The organism is Flavobacterium davisii, assembly GCF_042182265.1.
GTDB classification, from domain to species: Bacteria; Bacteroidota; Bacteroidia; order Flavobacteriales; family Flavobacteriaceae; genus Flavobacterium; species Flavobacterium davisii.
This window is the reverse complement of the sequence record NZ_CP097869.1, coordinates 304105-319436: the sequence shown is the minus strand read 5'-3', so window position 1 is coordinate 319436 and position 15332 is coordinate 304105. Positions and strand designations below refer to the sequence as shown.

The following is a 15332-nucleotide window of genomic DNA, read 5'->3' as shown; positions in this document are numbered from 1 at the left end:
GGTTGATAATATGTTAAAGTTATGAAAAAAAAGCATAGAATCAAAGAGATAAATAAACAAAAATCATTTTTTGTTTAATATATGTGTTCGGTTTTGTAGTGAAGATGAAAAGGTAAAGAAAATAATTCTTGCAGATATGGCGTGCGTGCTTGAATTGGAGTAAAAATGAGTTAGAGTGGATTTGTTTTGTTCATTTACTTCGTTCGAGTATAATGTGTAATCAGGGTTTAAGAAGGTGTTTGAAAACCTTTTAAAAAATAAAAAAGGTGCCTATAAAAAAACTATAGTACACCTTTTATTTTGTTTTGAAATATTCAGGGTTTTATCCTAAAGCAACTCTTTTAAATCCAGTAACAGTTAAGTTAGCGTCAACTGTTTTAACATACTGAGCAACGCTCATAGAGCTGTCTTTAATAAAATCTTGGTTTATTAAAGTGTTGTCTTTGAAGAAACGGTTTAATTTACCTTTTGCAATATTGTCTAACATAGCTTCTGGTTTGCCTTCAGCTCTTAATTGATCTTTTGCTATTTCAATTTCTTTTTCAATTAAAGCAGCATCAACTCCTTCTTCGTTTAGGGCAATTGGGTTCATAGCGGCAGCTTGCATAGAAACGCTTTTAGCTGCTTCTTCAGCACCTTCTACGTTTGCAGATAATGCAGTTAAAGTAGCGATTTTGTTTCCAGCATGTATGTAAGAACCGATAAAAGCACCTTCTAATCTTTCGAAAGAACCGATTTCGATTTTTTCTCCAATTACACCTGTTTGTTCGATTAACTTGTCGGCTACAGTAATGCCTCCGAAGTCAGAAGCTAATAATTCTTCTTTAGTCGCGTAAACTAAAGCTTGGTTTGCTAAATCAGTAGCTAATTTTACGAAACCTTCGTTTTTACCTACGAAATCAGTTTCGCAGTTTAATGTAATAACTACACCAACTGTTTTATCTGTATTTACAGCAGCAATAGCAGCTCCTTCGGTAGATTCTCTATCAGAGCGGTTAGCTGCTACTTTTTGACCTTTTTTGCGTAAGTTTTCGATAGCTAAATCGAAATCTCCATTAGCTTCAGTCAAAGCTTTTTTACAGTCCATCATTCCGGCACCTGTAATTTGTCTTAATTTATTTACGTCTGCAGCAGTGATTGTTGACATACTATTTTTATTTTAATAAATTTAATAATTTTTAAAAGTAAAAAATTCCAATCAGCTAATTCTAAATTCCAATTTTAACAAATTATCAAAACTGATAATTTTATGGAATTTGGAACTTGCGACTGGAATTTAAAATATTATTCTTCAGAAGCTGTAGCTGCTGTAGCTGCTTTTGCTTCTTCAGTTGCTTCTACTTCTTTTTCTGAAGTTCTGTTTGATAAGCCTTCAGTAATAGCAGCAGTTACTAATGATAATACTTTATCAATAGATTTTGAAGCGTCATCATTTGCAGGGATTACATAGTCAACTTGACGTGGGTCAGAGTTTGTATCAACCATTGCAAATACAGGAATGTTTAATTTTTGAGCTTCTTTTACTGCGATGTGTTCAGCTTTGATATCAACTACAAATAATGCAGCTGGTAATCTTGACATATCAGCGATAGAGCCTAAGTTTTTTTCTAACTTAGCACGTAAACGCTCGATTTGTAACTTTTCTTTTTTAGATAAAGTGTCAAATGTACCGTCTTTTTTCATTCTGTCGATAGAAGCCATTTTTTTAACAGCTTTACGAATTGTAACGAAGTTGGTTAACATACCACCTGGCCATCTTTCAGTGATGTAAGGCATGTTAGCTGCTTTAGCTTTTTCAGCTACGATATCTTTAGCTTGTTTTTTGGTAGCTACGAATAAAATTTTTCTACCAGATGCAGCGATTTTTTTCAAAGCTTCATTTGCTTCTTCAATTTTAGCTGCAGTTTTGTATAGGTTGATAATGTGGATACCATTACGCTCCATGTAGATGTAAGGAGCCATGTTTGGATCCCACTTTCTAGTCATGTGTCCAAAGTGAACACCTGCTTCTAGTAATTCTTTAACTTCTACTTTATTTGCCATTTTAGAAATAGTTTACGTTCTGTTGAATTAGCAATGCGTTTTTAAAATTTAAATTAACAAATGTAATTTTTATAATCTCAACCCATTTAGATGCTAAACTAATCTCCGGCCTCAGCACGGAAAAGCAACATAACTTAGTTTTTTTTAATAAATAATAATAAATATTAACGTTTAGAGAATTGGAATCTCTTACGAGCTTTCTTCTGACCGAATTTTTTACGCTCTACCATACGAGGGTCACGAGTTAGTAATCCTTCAGGTTTTAAGATTGCTCTATTTCCTTCTCCTACTTCACACATAGCGCGAGCAATAGCCATACGTACAGCTTCTGCTTGACCAGTTGTACCACCACCATAAACGTTGATTTTTACATCAAAGTTTGAAGCGTTGTCAGTCATTGCTAATGGTTGCATAACTTTATACTGTAAAGTTGCAGTAGGGAAGTAAGTTTCAAATGCTTTTTTGTTTACAGTGATGTTTCCTGTACCTTCTGATACATAAACACGTGCCACAGCACATTTTCTTCTACCGATTTTGTGAATAACTCCCATTACTTAAGATCGTTTAGATTAACGGTTTTAGGTGTTTGAGCCGCATGTTTGTGCTCTGAACCTACATTTACACTCAAATTACGGAATAATTGAGCACCTAATTTGTTTTTAGGTAACATTCCTTTTACAGCTTTTTCTACTAATAATGCAGGGTTCTTTTGTTGCATTACTTTAGCTGTTAATGTTCTTTGACCTCCTGGGTAACCTGTATAGCGAACATAAGTTTTGTCCTCTAACTTATTACCTGTAAGGTTGATTTTTTCCGCGTTGATAATAATTACATTATCCCCACAGTCCACGTGTGGCGTATAACTTGGTTTGTACTTACCTCTTAAAAGCATAGCAACTTTTGAAGCAAGACGACCTAAGTTATGACCTTCAGCGTCTACAACAATCCACTGTTTGTCTGCAGTAGCTTTGTTTGCCGATACTGTCTTGTAGCTTAATGTGTTCACAATAATTACTTTTTAATTAAACATTCCATTCCCAATTAAGGGAGTGCAAAAGTACAATTATTTATTAATAAACCAAATAGCTTTAATGTTTTTCTTTTTTATTGCCATTCAATAAGTTAACTTTTGTATGCTCTTTTAGTTTGTTGGTGATACTGTATGAAGGACTTGATTGGATTGTTTATATGTATTTTGGTCATTTTGTAAATAGGTTGCCTTTTGCTTCTAAGTAAGGTGTAATGCCTATATAAATGTTTGATAGTTAATGAATAAAGGTAATTTGTGAATTATATGGTTGAAGGATAAATGATTTAATCTCTTTGTTAGATTCAAATTTCGAATTAGACTCGGACCCAGTGAATCGGCTAAGCTTAATCTATTTTACTTTATTTTCTTTCAATTTAAGTATATGTTCAAATGTTAATCATCAAAATAGTTGTCTATTTCTTCTTCTAGAATTTTTTATGAGTACTTGATTTTTTGAGAGGTTTTATTACACAAGCAAATCAGATGTTGAATCGTTGGGATGGGAAGGAGGTCGATTTTAGAAAAAAAAACAACTTTCATTTCAATTCAAGCAAGAATTTGTGTAGATCTCTTTTTAAACGAAATGAAAGTTGTTTTTAGAAGGATGTTTAATGGGCTTCTAACCAGTCATTACCTACGCCGATTTCTACTTCTAAAGGGACTGTCATTTTAAAAGCATTTTCCATTTCTTCTTTTATCATAGGTTTGATTTTTTCTAGCTCGGAATTATGGACATCAAATACCAATTCGTCATGAACTTGTAGCAACATTTTAGATTGGTAGTGGTCCTCTTTTAAGCGTTTATGGATGTTAATCATAGCAATTTTAATGATATCAGCAGCACTACCTTGGATAGGGGCATTTACAGCATTACGCTCTGCTGCACTTCGAACTACAGCATTAGCTGAATTAATATCTTTTAAATAACGTCTACGTCCTGATATGGTTTCTACATAGCCATTTTCACGAGCAAAATCAATTTGATTTGTAATATAGGATTTTAGTTTAGGATAAGTATTGTAATAAGCCTCAATTAGTTCCGCGCTTTCTTTTCTTGATAATGAGGTTTGATTGCTCAAGCCAAATGCCGATACACCATAAATAATTCCGAAATTAACGGTTTTAGCATTGCTACGTTGTTCTTTGTTTACTTCTTCTAAAGGAATGTTGAAGACTTTTGCAGCAGTGCTTTTGTGTATGTCTTCGTTATTTTTAAAAGCAGTAATCATAGTGTCTTCTCCAGAAAGTGCTGCTATAATACGTAATTCAATTTGTGAGTAATCCGCAGAAAGTAATGTGTGATTTTCATCACGAGCAATAAATGCTTTGCGGATTTGGCGGCCTCTTTCAGTTCTAATAGGAATATTTTGTAAGTTAGGATTGTTAGAGCTTAATCTTCCCGTGGCCGCGACTGTTTGCATGTAATCTGTATGTACGCGAGTTGTTTTACTGTTAATCTGTAAAGGAAGAGCATCTACATAAGTGTTTTTTAATTTTACAAGTTGACGCCATTCTAAAATGTTCTGCACTATTTTGTGGTCGTTGGCAAGATAACTTAAAATTTCTTCACCTGTTGCGTATTGTCCTGTTTTGGTTTTTTTTTGTTTTGGCCCTCCAATTTGAAGCTTCTCAAATAAAATATCACCTAATTGTTTAGGGGAAGCTAAGTTGAATTTTTCCCCAGCTTGTTCATAGATGTCTTTTTCTATAGTATCAATTTCTTTTTGCATGTCTATTGACATAGATTTTAAGAAATTTTGATCAAGATTGATTCCTTCTCGTTCCATATCCGCTAAAACTTGAACTAATGGAATTTCTATTTCATTAAACAGTTTTTGGGTACCTACGCGTTCTAAAATGGGTTCGAAATGTTCTTTTAGTTGATAAGTTATATCAGCATCCTCTACAGCATATTCTTTAATTTCTTCCAATGCTACTTGGCGCATTGATAATTGGTTTTTCCCTTTTTTTCCTATTAAAGTTTCGATAGATTTAGGACTATATTGTAAATAGGTTTCTGATAATACATCCATATTATGGCGCATATCAGGATTAATTAAATAATGGGCTATCATAGTGTCAAATACAGTGCCTTTTATTTCAACTTCGTAATTGGCTAAAATTTTTAAGTCGTATTTAATATTTTGTCCTATTTTCGTGATAGATTCATTTTCAAAAAATGGTTTGAACTTGTGTATTAACTCTTTTGTTTCTTCTTGGTCTTCGGGAAAAGGGATGTAAAATCCTTTGCCTTTTTCCCAAGAAAAAGCGAGGCCTACTAATTCAGCACTAGTAGTGTCTATACCTGTGGTTTCAGTGTCAAAACAGACAGCTGTTTGTTTTAGTAAGTTTTGTAGTAATAGGTTAATAGCTAAGTTATTGTTAACTAATTGGTAAAAATGTGTTGTGTTATCAAGGTTTGCGTATTGAAAACCAGCGATAGATTTGTTTTCCTCCTGATCAGAAAAACCAAATAAATCCATTTGGTTTTCAGGCGTTTTTTTTGTGTTTTTTTTAGAGCTAGATTCGGTGGTATCTATTTCGTCATATTCTTTTCCTCCTCCAAATAATTTGTCAAATTGAGCCTTCATTTGACGGAATTCTAGTTCTTGAAATAAAGTATCGGTTTTTTCAATATCAGGTTTAGAGAGTTCGAAACTTTCTTCGTCAAACTCTACAGGGCAATCCAATAGGATAGTGGCTAGTTTTTTGGAGAGAATTCCTTTTTCTTTGCTATTTTCAATGTTTTCTTTCATTTTTCCTTTTAGCTTGTCTGTGTTTGCTAAAAGATTTTCCATAGAACCGTATTCGGCTAACAGTTTTTTGGCTGTTTTCTCGCCTACACCAGGTAAGCCTGGAATATTATCTACGGCATCTCCCATCATTCCTAAAAAGTCGATTACTTGTAAAGGGTTTTCTATTTCAAATTTCGCCTTTACTTCTTCTACACCCCAGATTTCAATGTCATTTCCAGCACGTGAAGGACGGTACATAAAGATGTTTTCAGATACTAACTGACCAAAGTCTTTATCTGGTGTAACCATAAAAACTTGATATCCTTGTTTTTCCGCTTTTTTAGCCAATGTACCTATTAAATCATCCGCTTCATAACCAGAGACTTCTATGATCGGAATGTGCATAGCATTTAAAATTTCTTGAATATAAGGTACGGCAATTTTAATAGCCTCAGGTGTTTCGTCTCGATTAGCCTTATACTCGGCAAACATTTCTAAACGATAATCGCTTCCTCCTTTGTCAAATGCTACCGCTAAATGATCCGGTTTTTCACGTTTGATGACATCCATTAAGGAATTCATAAAGCCAATAATAGCCGAAGTGTCTAATCCTTTAGAGTTAATTCTAGGGTTTTTAATAAAAGCATAATAACCTCTAAAAATAAGCGCATAAGCGTCGAGTAGAAATAAACGTTTTTGTGTTGACATGATTATTATTTTGTAAGCATTCAAAAGTACAAAACTTGTTAGATAAAGGACTTGTCAAAAATAAGATTTCTATAATATATATGATTTAATCAAGAGGGAGGTGAAAACCTTATGTTAAGTTTTGTGTTTTGGTGGCTTATTATTTTATTATATTGAAAAAAAAGGTTAATTTTATAAGTGAATTCTAGTGTTTAATGTTAATTTATGTAATAATGAAAAAAAACAAAACCCTAAAAAAACCATTGCTTGCCTACTTATTGTTTTTTTTATTCATGACAACAGGTTTGTTAGCCCAAGTAGGAATAGGTACCGTAACGCCTGATACGAGTTCTATTTTAGATATAGTATCTAACGATAAAGGAATGTTAACTCCTAGAATGACAACAGCTCAAAAGTTGGCAATTACCAATCCAGCAAACGGATTAATAGTATATGATACAGATTTGAAGTCGTTTTATTTTTATGATACAACAGCTACTAGTTGGATCCGAATTAATATAAATTCAGATGGTCGTTTAAAGTATAAATTAATAAGATCATCAGATGTACTAGCTACCGTGTTAGCAGATGAGCTTGCTGCTGGTGGAGGATCTAAATATCTTTTGGATTCAGGAACGTTGTATGAAATAAATGGGACAATTGTTTTGAATTATCCTATAGAATTAAATAATGCCTATGTGAGTGGACAAGATTCAGGTGAAGATAAGTTAGTAAGAACTTCAGGAGATCTTTTTACAGGGACTACAGGAGGAAGTATCCGCATTTTGACTTTGTCAGCCCTTTCAGGAAATGTATTTAATATAGATGGAGGAGGAACCGCAAGTCTTATTTTTAGAGATTGCATAGTAGCAAGTTCCGCGTCTGTTGGTTCTTTTAGAAATTTTGCGTTAGTTTTTCTCAGTATTGTTCAGTATTATGGAAATGCAAATGGTGTAGTGTATGAAAATATAGCAAGATTATTATTGAGTAATACAGGGTGGTTTAGTAATAATACAGGAGTATATGAAAAATTGATAGGAACCTTTACATTAGCAGCCAAACAAGGAGGTTTTAGTGAAGTTACTGGAGCAAATATAGGCTTTGATGTATCTTCAAATCCTGTAATTACAGGTGATGCTACATTAGAATCTACTGTTTTTACAGGTACTCTTACTACAGGAAAATACGTGAATCCGTATACAGTAGGAGGTTATGCAGGATATAATTTTAATAATAATTGGAATGTTCGTTGTCCAGGTATCCCAACTGAAACCGATGCTTCGGCCGTAGCTGATTTTGCGATTGATTACCCAGTGGGAAGTGGTGCTTCAACATCGTTTAATACCTCTAATCCAAGTAATATAGTAAAAGTTCAAGGGGTATCTACTTCTACCAATTTATTTCGATTTTCTACCGATGGAGGCGTAAATAACAGATTAAAATATGTAGGAAAAAAGAAAAGAATATTTCAAGTCACAGGTTCTATTTCTTTTCAAGTGCCAGCTGTTGGAACTTATATAATTTATATTGCTAAAAATGGGACAGTCATATCACAATACAAAATATATGGTAGAGGATTGACAACAAATGATATATTGGTTCTACCTTTAAATGCTTCTGTAGAGTTGTCTATAAATGATTATGTAGAGGTTTATGCACAGCGTTACACAGGAGGAACGACTGATGCTATTATAACACCCAATATGACTCTAATAATTAAATAAAAAGTTATTTGCTATATGTTAGTTGAAATTGGATATAAAATATTTTTTTGAGTAACGTTCTTTACTTACAATTACAAGTCCAATTAATTTATATAAAAGAAGATGATTTAGGGGACTTGCTAAAAGAAGATAGAGGTAAATAATTTCTTGTCGTTTAGTTTAAAACTAAATTGTGTGATAGATTTTGTAATGAAGATAAAAAAAGAGATTTTTTTTGTAAACTTAGTTTTGTTATATCGAAAAAAAGAACCTGATTTTTTAGGCTCAAACGTATTTTGTTCATAAATAGATTTCTACTACATAATTTGAATTAAAAAGGATAAAGCGGTTTAAACTTTTTTGGTTAAAGCGAAAATAAGGATTTTTGTTCTAGAGTTTAGTTTTTGCAAGGGATTATGATACGGAGTGAAAATAGGGAAATATAGGACAGAAACACCATTTTACAAACAATAGAAAAGTTTAAATCCAGATTTCTAATGCGTAATTTGAGTTAAAGCACTCCACTAGTAAAAAAGTTTTTAAATTCCGCATCTAAAAATAATAACAAAAGAAATTCAGTTAGGGGTAGAATAGATAAAAAAGGATTTAAAATATAAAAGTTCTGTTAAAAGGTAGCGTGAACTTGAACACGATTTTGTTACTTTGCTTGAAAAAAGAAGATGTTGTTCCGTTTTATAATAGTTGCCATTTTACTATTACTGGTAGAAATTTATTCATTACAAGCCTTTCGAACCTTAATACGTTCAAAATGGATATTTTGGACAGTAGTAGGTATAAGTATATTGATTTATATATTTATATTTTATACTGTTTTCAATTTTGATCGTAAAGTAGGACAGACTAAACAAAGTTTGTTTGCGTTAGGATTGTTACTTACCGTTTATTTACCTAAAATTATTTTAACTCTTTTCATGTTTGGAGAAGATGTTTTTCGTTTTCTTTCAGGAGTAACAAATTATTTTATAGAGTATGATAATCGAAACACTTTTTTACCTGAAAGAAGAAAATTTATTAGTCAAGTAGCTCTTGGTTTGGCTACTATTCCTTTTTTGTCGTTGATTTATGGAGTAACAAAAGGAAAATATAATTTTAAGGTTTTTAAACAAGATTTATTTTTTGATGATTTACCAGATGCTTTTGATGGATTTAAAATTACTCATATTTCCGATATTCACTCAGGAAGTTTTGATGATCCAGAAAAGATACAATATGCTATTGATTTAATTAATCAACAAGATTCAGATATTTTGTTGTTTACAGGCGATATAGTAAATGCAAAGGCAGAAGAAATGGATCCGTGGATTTCCGTTTTTAAAAGTATTAAAGAACACCGTTTTGGTAAATTTTCTGTTTTAGGGAATCATGATTATGGAGCTTATATAGAATGGAAATCAGAAAAAGCAAAAAATCAAAATTTTGAAAATATAAAAGGAATACATCAAAAGATAAATTTTAAGTTGTTATTGAATCAATATACTAAAATTCATAAAGATGGAGCTACATTGGCTTTAGTTGGAGTCGAAAATTGGGGTAAGCATTTTGGTATGATAGGAGATATAGATAAGGCTTCAGAAGGACTGACAAAGGAAGAGTTTAAAATTTTAATGAGCCATGATCCAAGCCATTGGGAGGAGGTAATAAAGCATCATGATAAAAAATTTCATTTAACTTTAAGTGGGCATACTCATGGTATGCAATTTGGAATAGAAATCCCTGGTTACTTTAAATGGAGTTTAGCACAATATATGTATAAACAATGGGCAGGTTGTTATGAGTATTTAGGACGTTATATTTATGTAAATAGAGGGTTTGGATTTCACGCATATCCAGGAAGAGTTGGTATTATGCCAGAAATAACAGTAATTCAGTTAAAAAAAGCTCAAAAATTAGCATAAATCGCTAAAAACAGTATATTTGTAATGCAAACTGTATTTAAAAAGTACGTATATGTCAAAATTTGGTGAGTTAATAGGTGCTCATGTTCCTGTTTTAATTGATTTTTATACTGATTGGAACGAAGCTTCTCAGTCAATGCATCCTGTTATAAAAGATGTAGCAGCAGCATTAGGTGATAGAGCCAAAGTAATAAAAATTGACGTTGATAAAAACCAAGAATTAGCAGAAGCACTTCGTATAAAAGGATTGCCAACCTTGATGATTTATAAGGATGGACAAATGAAATGGCGTCAGTCAGGTGAATTAGATGCTAATACTATTATTAACCTTGTTAAAGAACAATTTTAAAGTCTTAATTCCGTATAATATCAAAACTAAAACCTTGTTCTTTATAAAAAGTGATCGCTTTAGGAAGACAGTTTTTTAAATGATGATACGCCTTCTTACTATCATGAAAAACAATAATGCTACCTGATTCAATTTTTTGGGTAGCATTTTTTATACACTCTTCATTGCTTATTGATAAATCAAAATCAGCTGTTAATATATCCCACATTATAATTTTATATCCCCTTTTTTTTAATTCTTTGGACTGATTAGGTCTTATTTTTCCATAAGGAGGTCTGAAAATTTTAAAATTGGATTGGTTTATTCCCGAATTTTCTGCTATTGTTTTTTCGCAAGATATGATATCATTTAGGTATTCATGTGTTGAGTTTTTCCATCCATTTATATGGTTGTATGTATGATTTCCTATGCTATGTCCTTCTGATAAAATTCTTTTAAAAATTTTAGGGTATTCTTTGATGTTCTTTCCAATACAAAAGAAAGTTGCTTTGATATTGTGTTCTTTTAAAAGATCTAAAACCCATTCTGTAACTTCGGGAGTTGGACCGTCATCAAAAGTAAGATAAATTGTTTTTGATTTATTAGGAATGAACCAAATATAATTGAAAAATAAGCATCTAATAAAATTTTGTGTTTTGACCCAATAAAACATATCTGTTTTTTTTATAAAAATAGTTTAATCTTTTATAAATATAAAAAGTATTCTTATTACAAAAGAAAAGCGATCTCTTAAAATGAGACCGCTCTTTTTGCTTAAAATAGAGTATCAGAAAAATAGTAACTCAGTGTTAGTTTACTTTTGCTACTTCGATGTTAGGAAAAGAGGTCTTCATTATTAATGATTATGCTATTTTCTCCTTTGATCGAAATGAAATAAGATTTAATCTTTTCGGACAACCTTATGATTTTTCTTTGAAACTATAAATATTATTCCATTTCTACTTCAAAAAAAGGAAAACGTTTGTTGAGATTGTTAAAAGCCTCCTTTTCTTGATTATGGAACTCTTGATCTTTGTGAATTTTTGTTATTTCTAATAAGCCTTTATAACGCATTAAATCAGTGTAAATATCACTAGCAAAGAATTGACGTTGGTCATTCTGAGGTAATTCGCTATAATAACGTAATTCATCTTGATATTTTAACGCTATTTTTTTTATTATTTCACGTGCTTTTTCTTTTTTGCCTAATTTATAATAGCCTTCTGCAAAAGGATCAATAAGACTATAAAAACCGTAATATTCTATAGGAGTCTTAGATAGAGCAAGGTCAATTATCCTTTCTGCTTTAGCTGTTTTTCCTTCGTTTATTAGATTTGTCATAAGACGTGACATGTGAGTGCGATAAGATATACAATTTTTACGAGTTTGAGGATCGTGATAGATAGAAGGACTATCGCCATTACCCCACTGTAATTTAGTAAAAATAGAGTACATTTTATCGGTATCTATTTGTCCCATGTCAAAATTATAAGCTCCTTTTGGAAGAGGTGTTTTGATAGGAACTAATTTATAAATCATACCATCTAATTGTAAATATTCTTTCATCCAGATGAAATCATCATCTCCAAAAGCTCCTGTAGAGAAATAAATTGGGCGTTTCCAGTTGTTTTTTCTAACAATATCTAACATCATTAAACGATTTTTATACAAAGCACTTCCCTTAATATCTATATCAATATAAGGAACAATAGAATCATTTTGTTTTGGATTAACAACTTTATTAGATATTACAGCATTTTTATCAACAGGAATTCTGATTTTATTTGTAGGATAGAATTGTACTTTCTGACCGTTTCTCAGTTCAATTAATGTTCTAGGGTCGTCACTGTGTGCAAACTCCATAAACTCATTAATACTGATACGATCTTTTGTCCTTTCTTCATAAATTAGATAGTCACGTTTACCATCTACATAATCCTTATGTTCAAAAGATAGAGGGATAGGATCTGATTCGTAAGCTTTTTTACGCATAGAATCAATATACCAGTCTGTCATTAGTAAACTAGTGTTTACAATTCTTACGTCAGTTCTATAACCTTCAATTTCTTGTACATACCACAATGGAAAAGTGTCATTATCACCAATAGTAAATAATATTGCATTTTTATCACAAGAATCCAAGTAAGCTTTAGCGTCTGTTACCGCGGTATATTTGTTTGAACGATCATGATCATCCCAGTTTTCAGAAGCCATTAAAATGGGGGCACCTAATAAAGAGAGAGTCAAAGTAAGCGGTAATGCTATTTTAGGTTGGATATACTGATAGATAGATTCATAAAGAGCGTATACGCCTAATCCGATCCAAATAGCAAATACATAAAAAGAGCCTACCAACGCGTAATCTCGTTCGCGTACTTCAAAAGGACGCTCGTTTAAGTATATTTTAAGAGCTAAACCTGTAAATAAGAATAGAGAAAGTAGTACATAAAAAGATTTTAAATCTTTTTTTGCATGAAAATAAAATCCCATTAAACCTAAAATAAAAGGGATAAAATAATATACGTTACGTCCTTTATTATTTTTCCAGTCAGCAGGAAGATTTTCTTGTTTTGTAAGACGCGCACTGTCTAAAAAGGATAAACCACTTAGCCAATTTCCATCTTTAAGATCATAGTTACCTTGTTCGTCATTTTGACGTCCAGCAAAATTCCACATTAAATACCTCCAGTACATATAACCAAACTGATATTCTACCATGAATCTAAGATTGTCTAACGTACTTGGTTTTTCTATATTTAGATATTCTCCATAGGATTTTAAGAATTTGTCATAATCTTCTAAATCTAATTTCCCTGATTTGAAAGCATTTCTAAACTCAGATACAACTTGCAATAATTCTTGTTCTTGATTGTATTCTTCTTTTACAGAAAATTCTAATGGCGATGTGAATTTCATATAATTCACATTGTGTTCGCTACTCCACAAACGAGGCAGTATAGCTTTATGATTATCGTCTGTATTTTGTATAGCGTTTTTGTAATCGTTTACGATTACATATTTACCTGTTTTGTAATTACGTTCGTAATTTGGTTTTTCGTCTAGATATGGATTCTTTTCATCTAATCCTGCATAGGTGTCTGAAAATTGAGGGCCATAAAAAAGTTTTTGTTCACCATACTGTTCGCGATTATAATAAGCCAAAAGTTCGCGCGCATCGGATGGTTTGTTTTCATTAATAGGAGTGTCGGCATTAGCACGGATAGGAAGCATTAACCAAGTTGAAAAACCTATAAAGATGAACAAAATTGTTAGTAAGATAGTATTTAAAAATACATTTCCTTTTTGTTGTGTATATTTTAATCCAAAATAAAAAAAAGCAATTAAAAGTATAGTGGCTAATATAGTACCAGAGTTAAAAGGTAATCCTATATTATTTACAATAAAAACCTCAGTAGCTCCAAAAAAAGTCATAGTCCAAGGCAAAAGAAGCTTGAATATGAATAGTAATACGGAGATGACAACCATATTAGCTATGATAAAACTTTTTAGAGTTACTTTTTCATAATGTTTAAAGTAGTATAAAAAACCAATAGAAGGAATTGTTAATAACGCCATAAAATGAACGCCAAAGGAGAGACCTACCACTAAGGCAATTAGGAGTAGCCAGCGATTTCCTTTAGGTTTGTTCATGTCTCCCTCCCAGCGAAGTCCGAGCCAAAACAAAATGGCGATTAAGAAAGTTGCCATCGCATATACCTCCGCTTCTACAGCATTAAACCAGAAGCTGTCAGAAAAAGTAAAAGCTAATGCACCTATAAAAGAACTCCCTAGAATAGCAATGCTGTTAGTTTTGTTTAACTCTTTTTCAGATCCAATGAGCTTTCTTAAAAGTATAGTGGCGGACCAAAATAAAAACAAAATTGTAAAGGCACTTGATACAACTGACATCATGTTTACCATTAAAGCAATGTTTTCTTTGTTAATAGCAAACATAGAAAAGAAAGCTCCGATCATTTGATACAAAGGTGCACCTGGAGGATGGCCTACTTCTAGTTTAGCAGATGTGGAAATATATTCGCCACAATCCCAAAAACTCATGGTAGGTTCAACAGTTAGTGAATAAACAACCAGTGCAATAAAAAAAGTAACCCAACCTAGTAGGGTGTTCCATTTTTTGAAGTTGAATGACATATTAATAGTTAAGTGTTTTGAATTCTTACACAAAGAAACTGTTTTTTGTTTAAAGAAAAGGTTAAAAATGATTTTTTTAATTTTTTTAATTAAAAATTTTGCGAAACTAAAAAAAGCTTTTATATTTGCACTCGCAAAACGAAAGTTAAGCAATTTTACTGGTCTATGGTGTAACGGTAACACTACTGATTTTGGTTCAGTCATTCAAGGTTCGAATCCTTGTAGACCAACAAAAAAGCCCTGAGAAATCAGGGCTTTTTTGTTTTTTATTTCTATTGCATAAAAGAGGGTGGGTTTTAAAGTGGAGTTTGTGAGGTGTTCTGGGGATGAAGTGCTTTTTTGTTTTTTATTGCGGTGTGTAAGTTTGTTTTGGTGAGAGGTGGTGTGTTTGTTGATTGTCTAATAGGTGTGGTTGTTGTTTGGTTTGGAAAAACGATAAAAACAAGGGCTTGTTTTTTGATCTTTTTTTATTTTATATAAAGAAAGTAAAGAGAAAGAGGGATGTGTTTTTTGGGTTTTATTTTAATTGTCTGTCATTGAGTTGTTTGTGTGTATAATTGTTTTTTTATTGATTTTTTTGATTAAAAAAGTTGGAAATAATAAAAAAAGGGTTGTATATTTGCACTCGCAAAACGGAAGTATTGCAGGTTTGATGGTCTATGGTGTAACGGTAACACTACTGATTTTGGTTCAGTCATTCAAGGTTCGAATCCTTGTAGACCAACGAAAAAGCTCTGA

Annotated in this window: 10 protein-coding genes and 2 tRNA genes; 5 read left to right on the top strand and 7 right to left on the bottom strand. The window is 32.0% G+C overall.

Features of this window, described 5'->3' with window-relative positions:
• Positions 1-322 precede the first annotated feature (322 nt).
• The 5 genes from tsf to polA form a co-directional block, all read right to left on the bottom strand.
• On the bottom strand, positions 323-1147 hold the full coding sequence (gene tsf / locus NAB20_RS01260) for a translation elongation factor Ts (RefSeq protein ID WP_105196512.1): 825 nt from the start codon (positions 1145-1147) through the stop codon (positions 323-325).
• A 137-nt stretch (positions 1148-1284) separates the two neighbouring features.
• Positions 1285-2043 carry a 30S ribosomal protein S2 gene (rpsB, locus tag NAB20_RS01255; protein WP_088392415.1) on the bottom strand — a complete coding sequence of 253 codons (759 nt, stop codon included), beginning with the start codon at positions 2041-2043 and terminating at the stop codon, positions 1285-1287.
• A 164-nt stretch (positions 2044-2207) separates the two neighbouring features.
• Positions 2208-2594, bottom strand: coding sequence for a 30S ribosomal protein S9 (rpsI, locus tag NAB20_RS01250; protein ID WP_088392417.1), 387 nt, complete (start codon positions 2592-2594; stop codon positions 2208-2210).
• Positions 2594-3049, bottom strand: a complete 456-nt coding sequence (gene rplM, locus NAB20_RS01245; RefSeq protein ID WP_088392419.1) for a 50S ribosomal protein L13 — start codon at positions 3047-3049, stop codon at positions 2594-2596. Before rplM ends, rpsI begins: the two co-directional genes overlap by 1 nt.
• 632 nt (positions 3050-3681) lie before the next feature.
• Entirely contained in the window at positions 3682-6516 is a 2835-nt protein-coding gene (gene polA / locus NAB20_RS01240) for a DNA polymerase I (RefSeq protein ID WP_375605377.1), read from the bottom strand.
• 212 nt (positions 6517-6728) lie between these two features.
• Between polA and NAB20_RS01235 the strand changes: the two genes are divergently transcribed.
• From NAB20_RS01235 to NAB20_RS01225, 3 genes are all read left to right on the top strand, one after another.
• Positions 6729-8219: a hypothetical protein gene (locus tag NAB20_RS01235; RefSeq protein WP_375605376.1), complete on the top strand. Its 1491-nt coding sequence runs from the start codon at positions 6729-6731 to the stop codon at positions 8217-8219.
• A 659-nt stretch (positions 8220-8878) separates the two neighbouring features.
• The gene (locus NAB20_RS01230; protein WP_375605375.1) at positions 8879-10114 is read left to right on the top strand and encodes a metallophosphoesterase; all 1236 of its coding nucleotides are present in this window, start codon (positions 8879-8881) and stop codon (positions 10112-10114) included.
• Positions 10115-10166: 52 nt separating this feature from the next.
• Positions 10167-10463: a co-chaperone YbbN gene (locus tag NAB20_RS01225; RefSeq protein ID WP_088392425.1), complete on the top strand. Its 297-nt coding sequence runs from the start codon at positions 10167-10169 to the stop codon at positions 10461-10463.
• 4 nt (positions 10464-10467) lie between these two features.
• Here NAB20_RS01225 and NAB20_RS01220 read toward each other — a convergent pair whose 3' ends face one another.
• Both NAB20_RS01220 and NAB20_RS01215 read right to left on the bottom strand, forming a co-directional pair.
• Positions 10468-11115 carry a polysaccharide deacetylase family protein gene (locus NAB20_RS01220; protein ID WP_088392427.1) on the bottom strand — a complete coding sequence of 216 codons (648 nt, stop codon included), beginning with the start codon at positions 11113-11115 and terminating at the stop codon, positions 10468-10470.
• Between the two features lie 275 nt (positions 11116-11390).
• Positions 11391-14594, bottom strand: a complete 3204-nt coding sequence (locus tag NAB20_RS01215) for a protein O-mannosyl-transferase family (RefSeq protein ID WP_105196507.1) — start codon at positions 14592-14594, stop codon at positions 11391-11393.
• 159 nt (positions 14595-14753) lie between these two features.
• Between NAB20_RS01215 and NAB20_RS01210 the strand changes: the two genes are divergently transcribed.
• A tRNA-Gln gene (locus tag NAB20_RS01210) sits at positions 14754-14824 on the top strand.
• Positions 14825-15247: 423 nt separating this feature from the next.
• Positions 15248-15318, top strand: a tRNA-Gln gene (locus NAB20_RS01205).
• The last annotated feature ends 14 nt before the right edge of the window (positions 15319-15332 follow it).

Coding starts and splice junctions, on each gene's coding strand:
- rpsI (WP_088392417.1), bottom strand. CDS start 2,594: ATGGGAGTTATTCACAAAATCGGTAGAAGAAAATGTGCTGTGGCACGT.
- NAB20_RS01235 (WP_375605376.1), top strand. CDS start 6,729: ATGAAAAAAAACAAAACCCTAAAAAAACCATTGCTTGCCTACTTATTG.
- polA (WP_375605377.1), bottom strand. CDS start 6,516: ATGTCAACACAAAAACGTTTATTTCTACTCGACGCTTATGCGCTTATT.
- NAB20_RS01225 (WP_088392425.1), top strand. CDS start 10,167: ATGTCAAAATTTGGTGAGTTAATAGGTGCTCATGTTCCTGTTTTAATT.
- NAB20_RS01230 (WP_375605375.1), top strand. CDS start 8,879: ATGTTGTTCCGTTTTATAATAGTTGCCATTTTACTATTACTGGTAGAA.
- tsf (WP_105196512.1), bottom strand. CDS start 1,147: ATGTCAACAATCACTGCTGCAGACGTAAATAAATTAAGACAAATTACA.
- rpsB (WP_088392415.1), bottom strand. CDS start 2,043: ATGGCAAATAAAGTAGAAGTTAAAGAATTACTAGAAGCAGGTGTTCAC.
- NAB20_RS01220 (WP_088392427.1), bottom strand. CDS start 11,115: ATGTTTTATTGGGTCAAAACACAAAATTTTATTAGATGCTTATTTTTC.
- NAB20_RS01215 (WP_105196507.1), bottom strand. CDS start 14,594: ATGTCATTCAACTTCAAAAAATGGAACACCCTACTAGGTTGGGTTACT.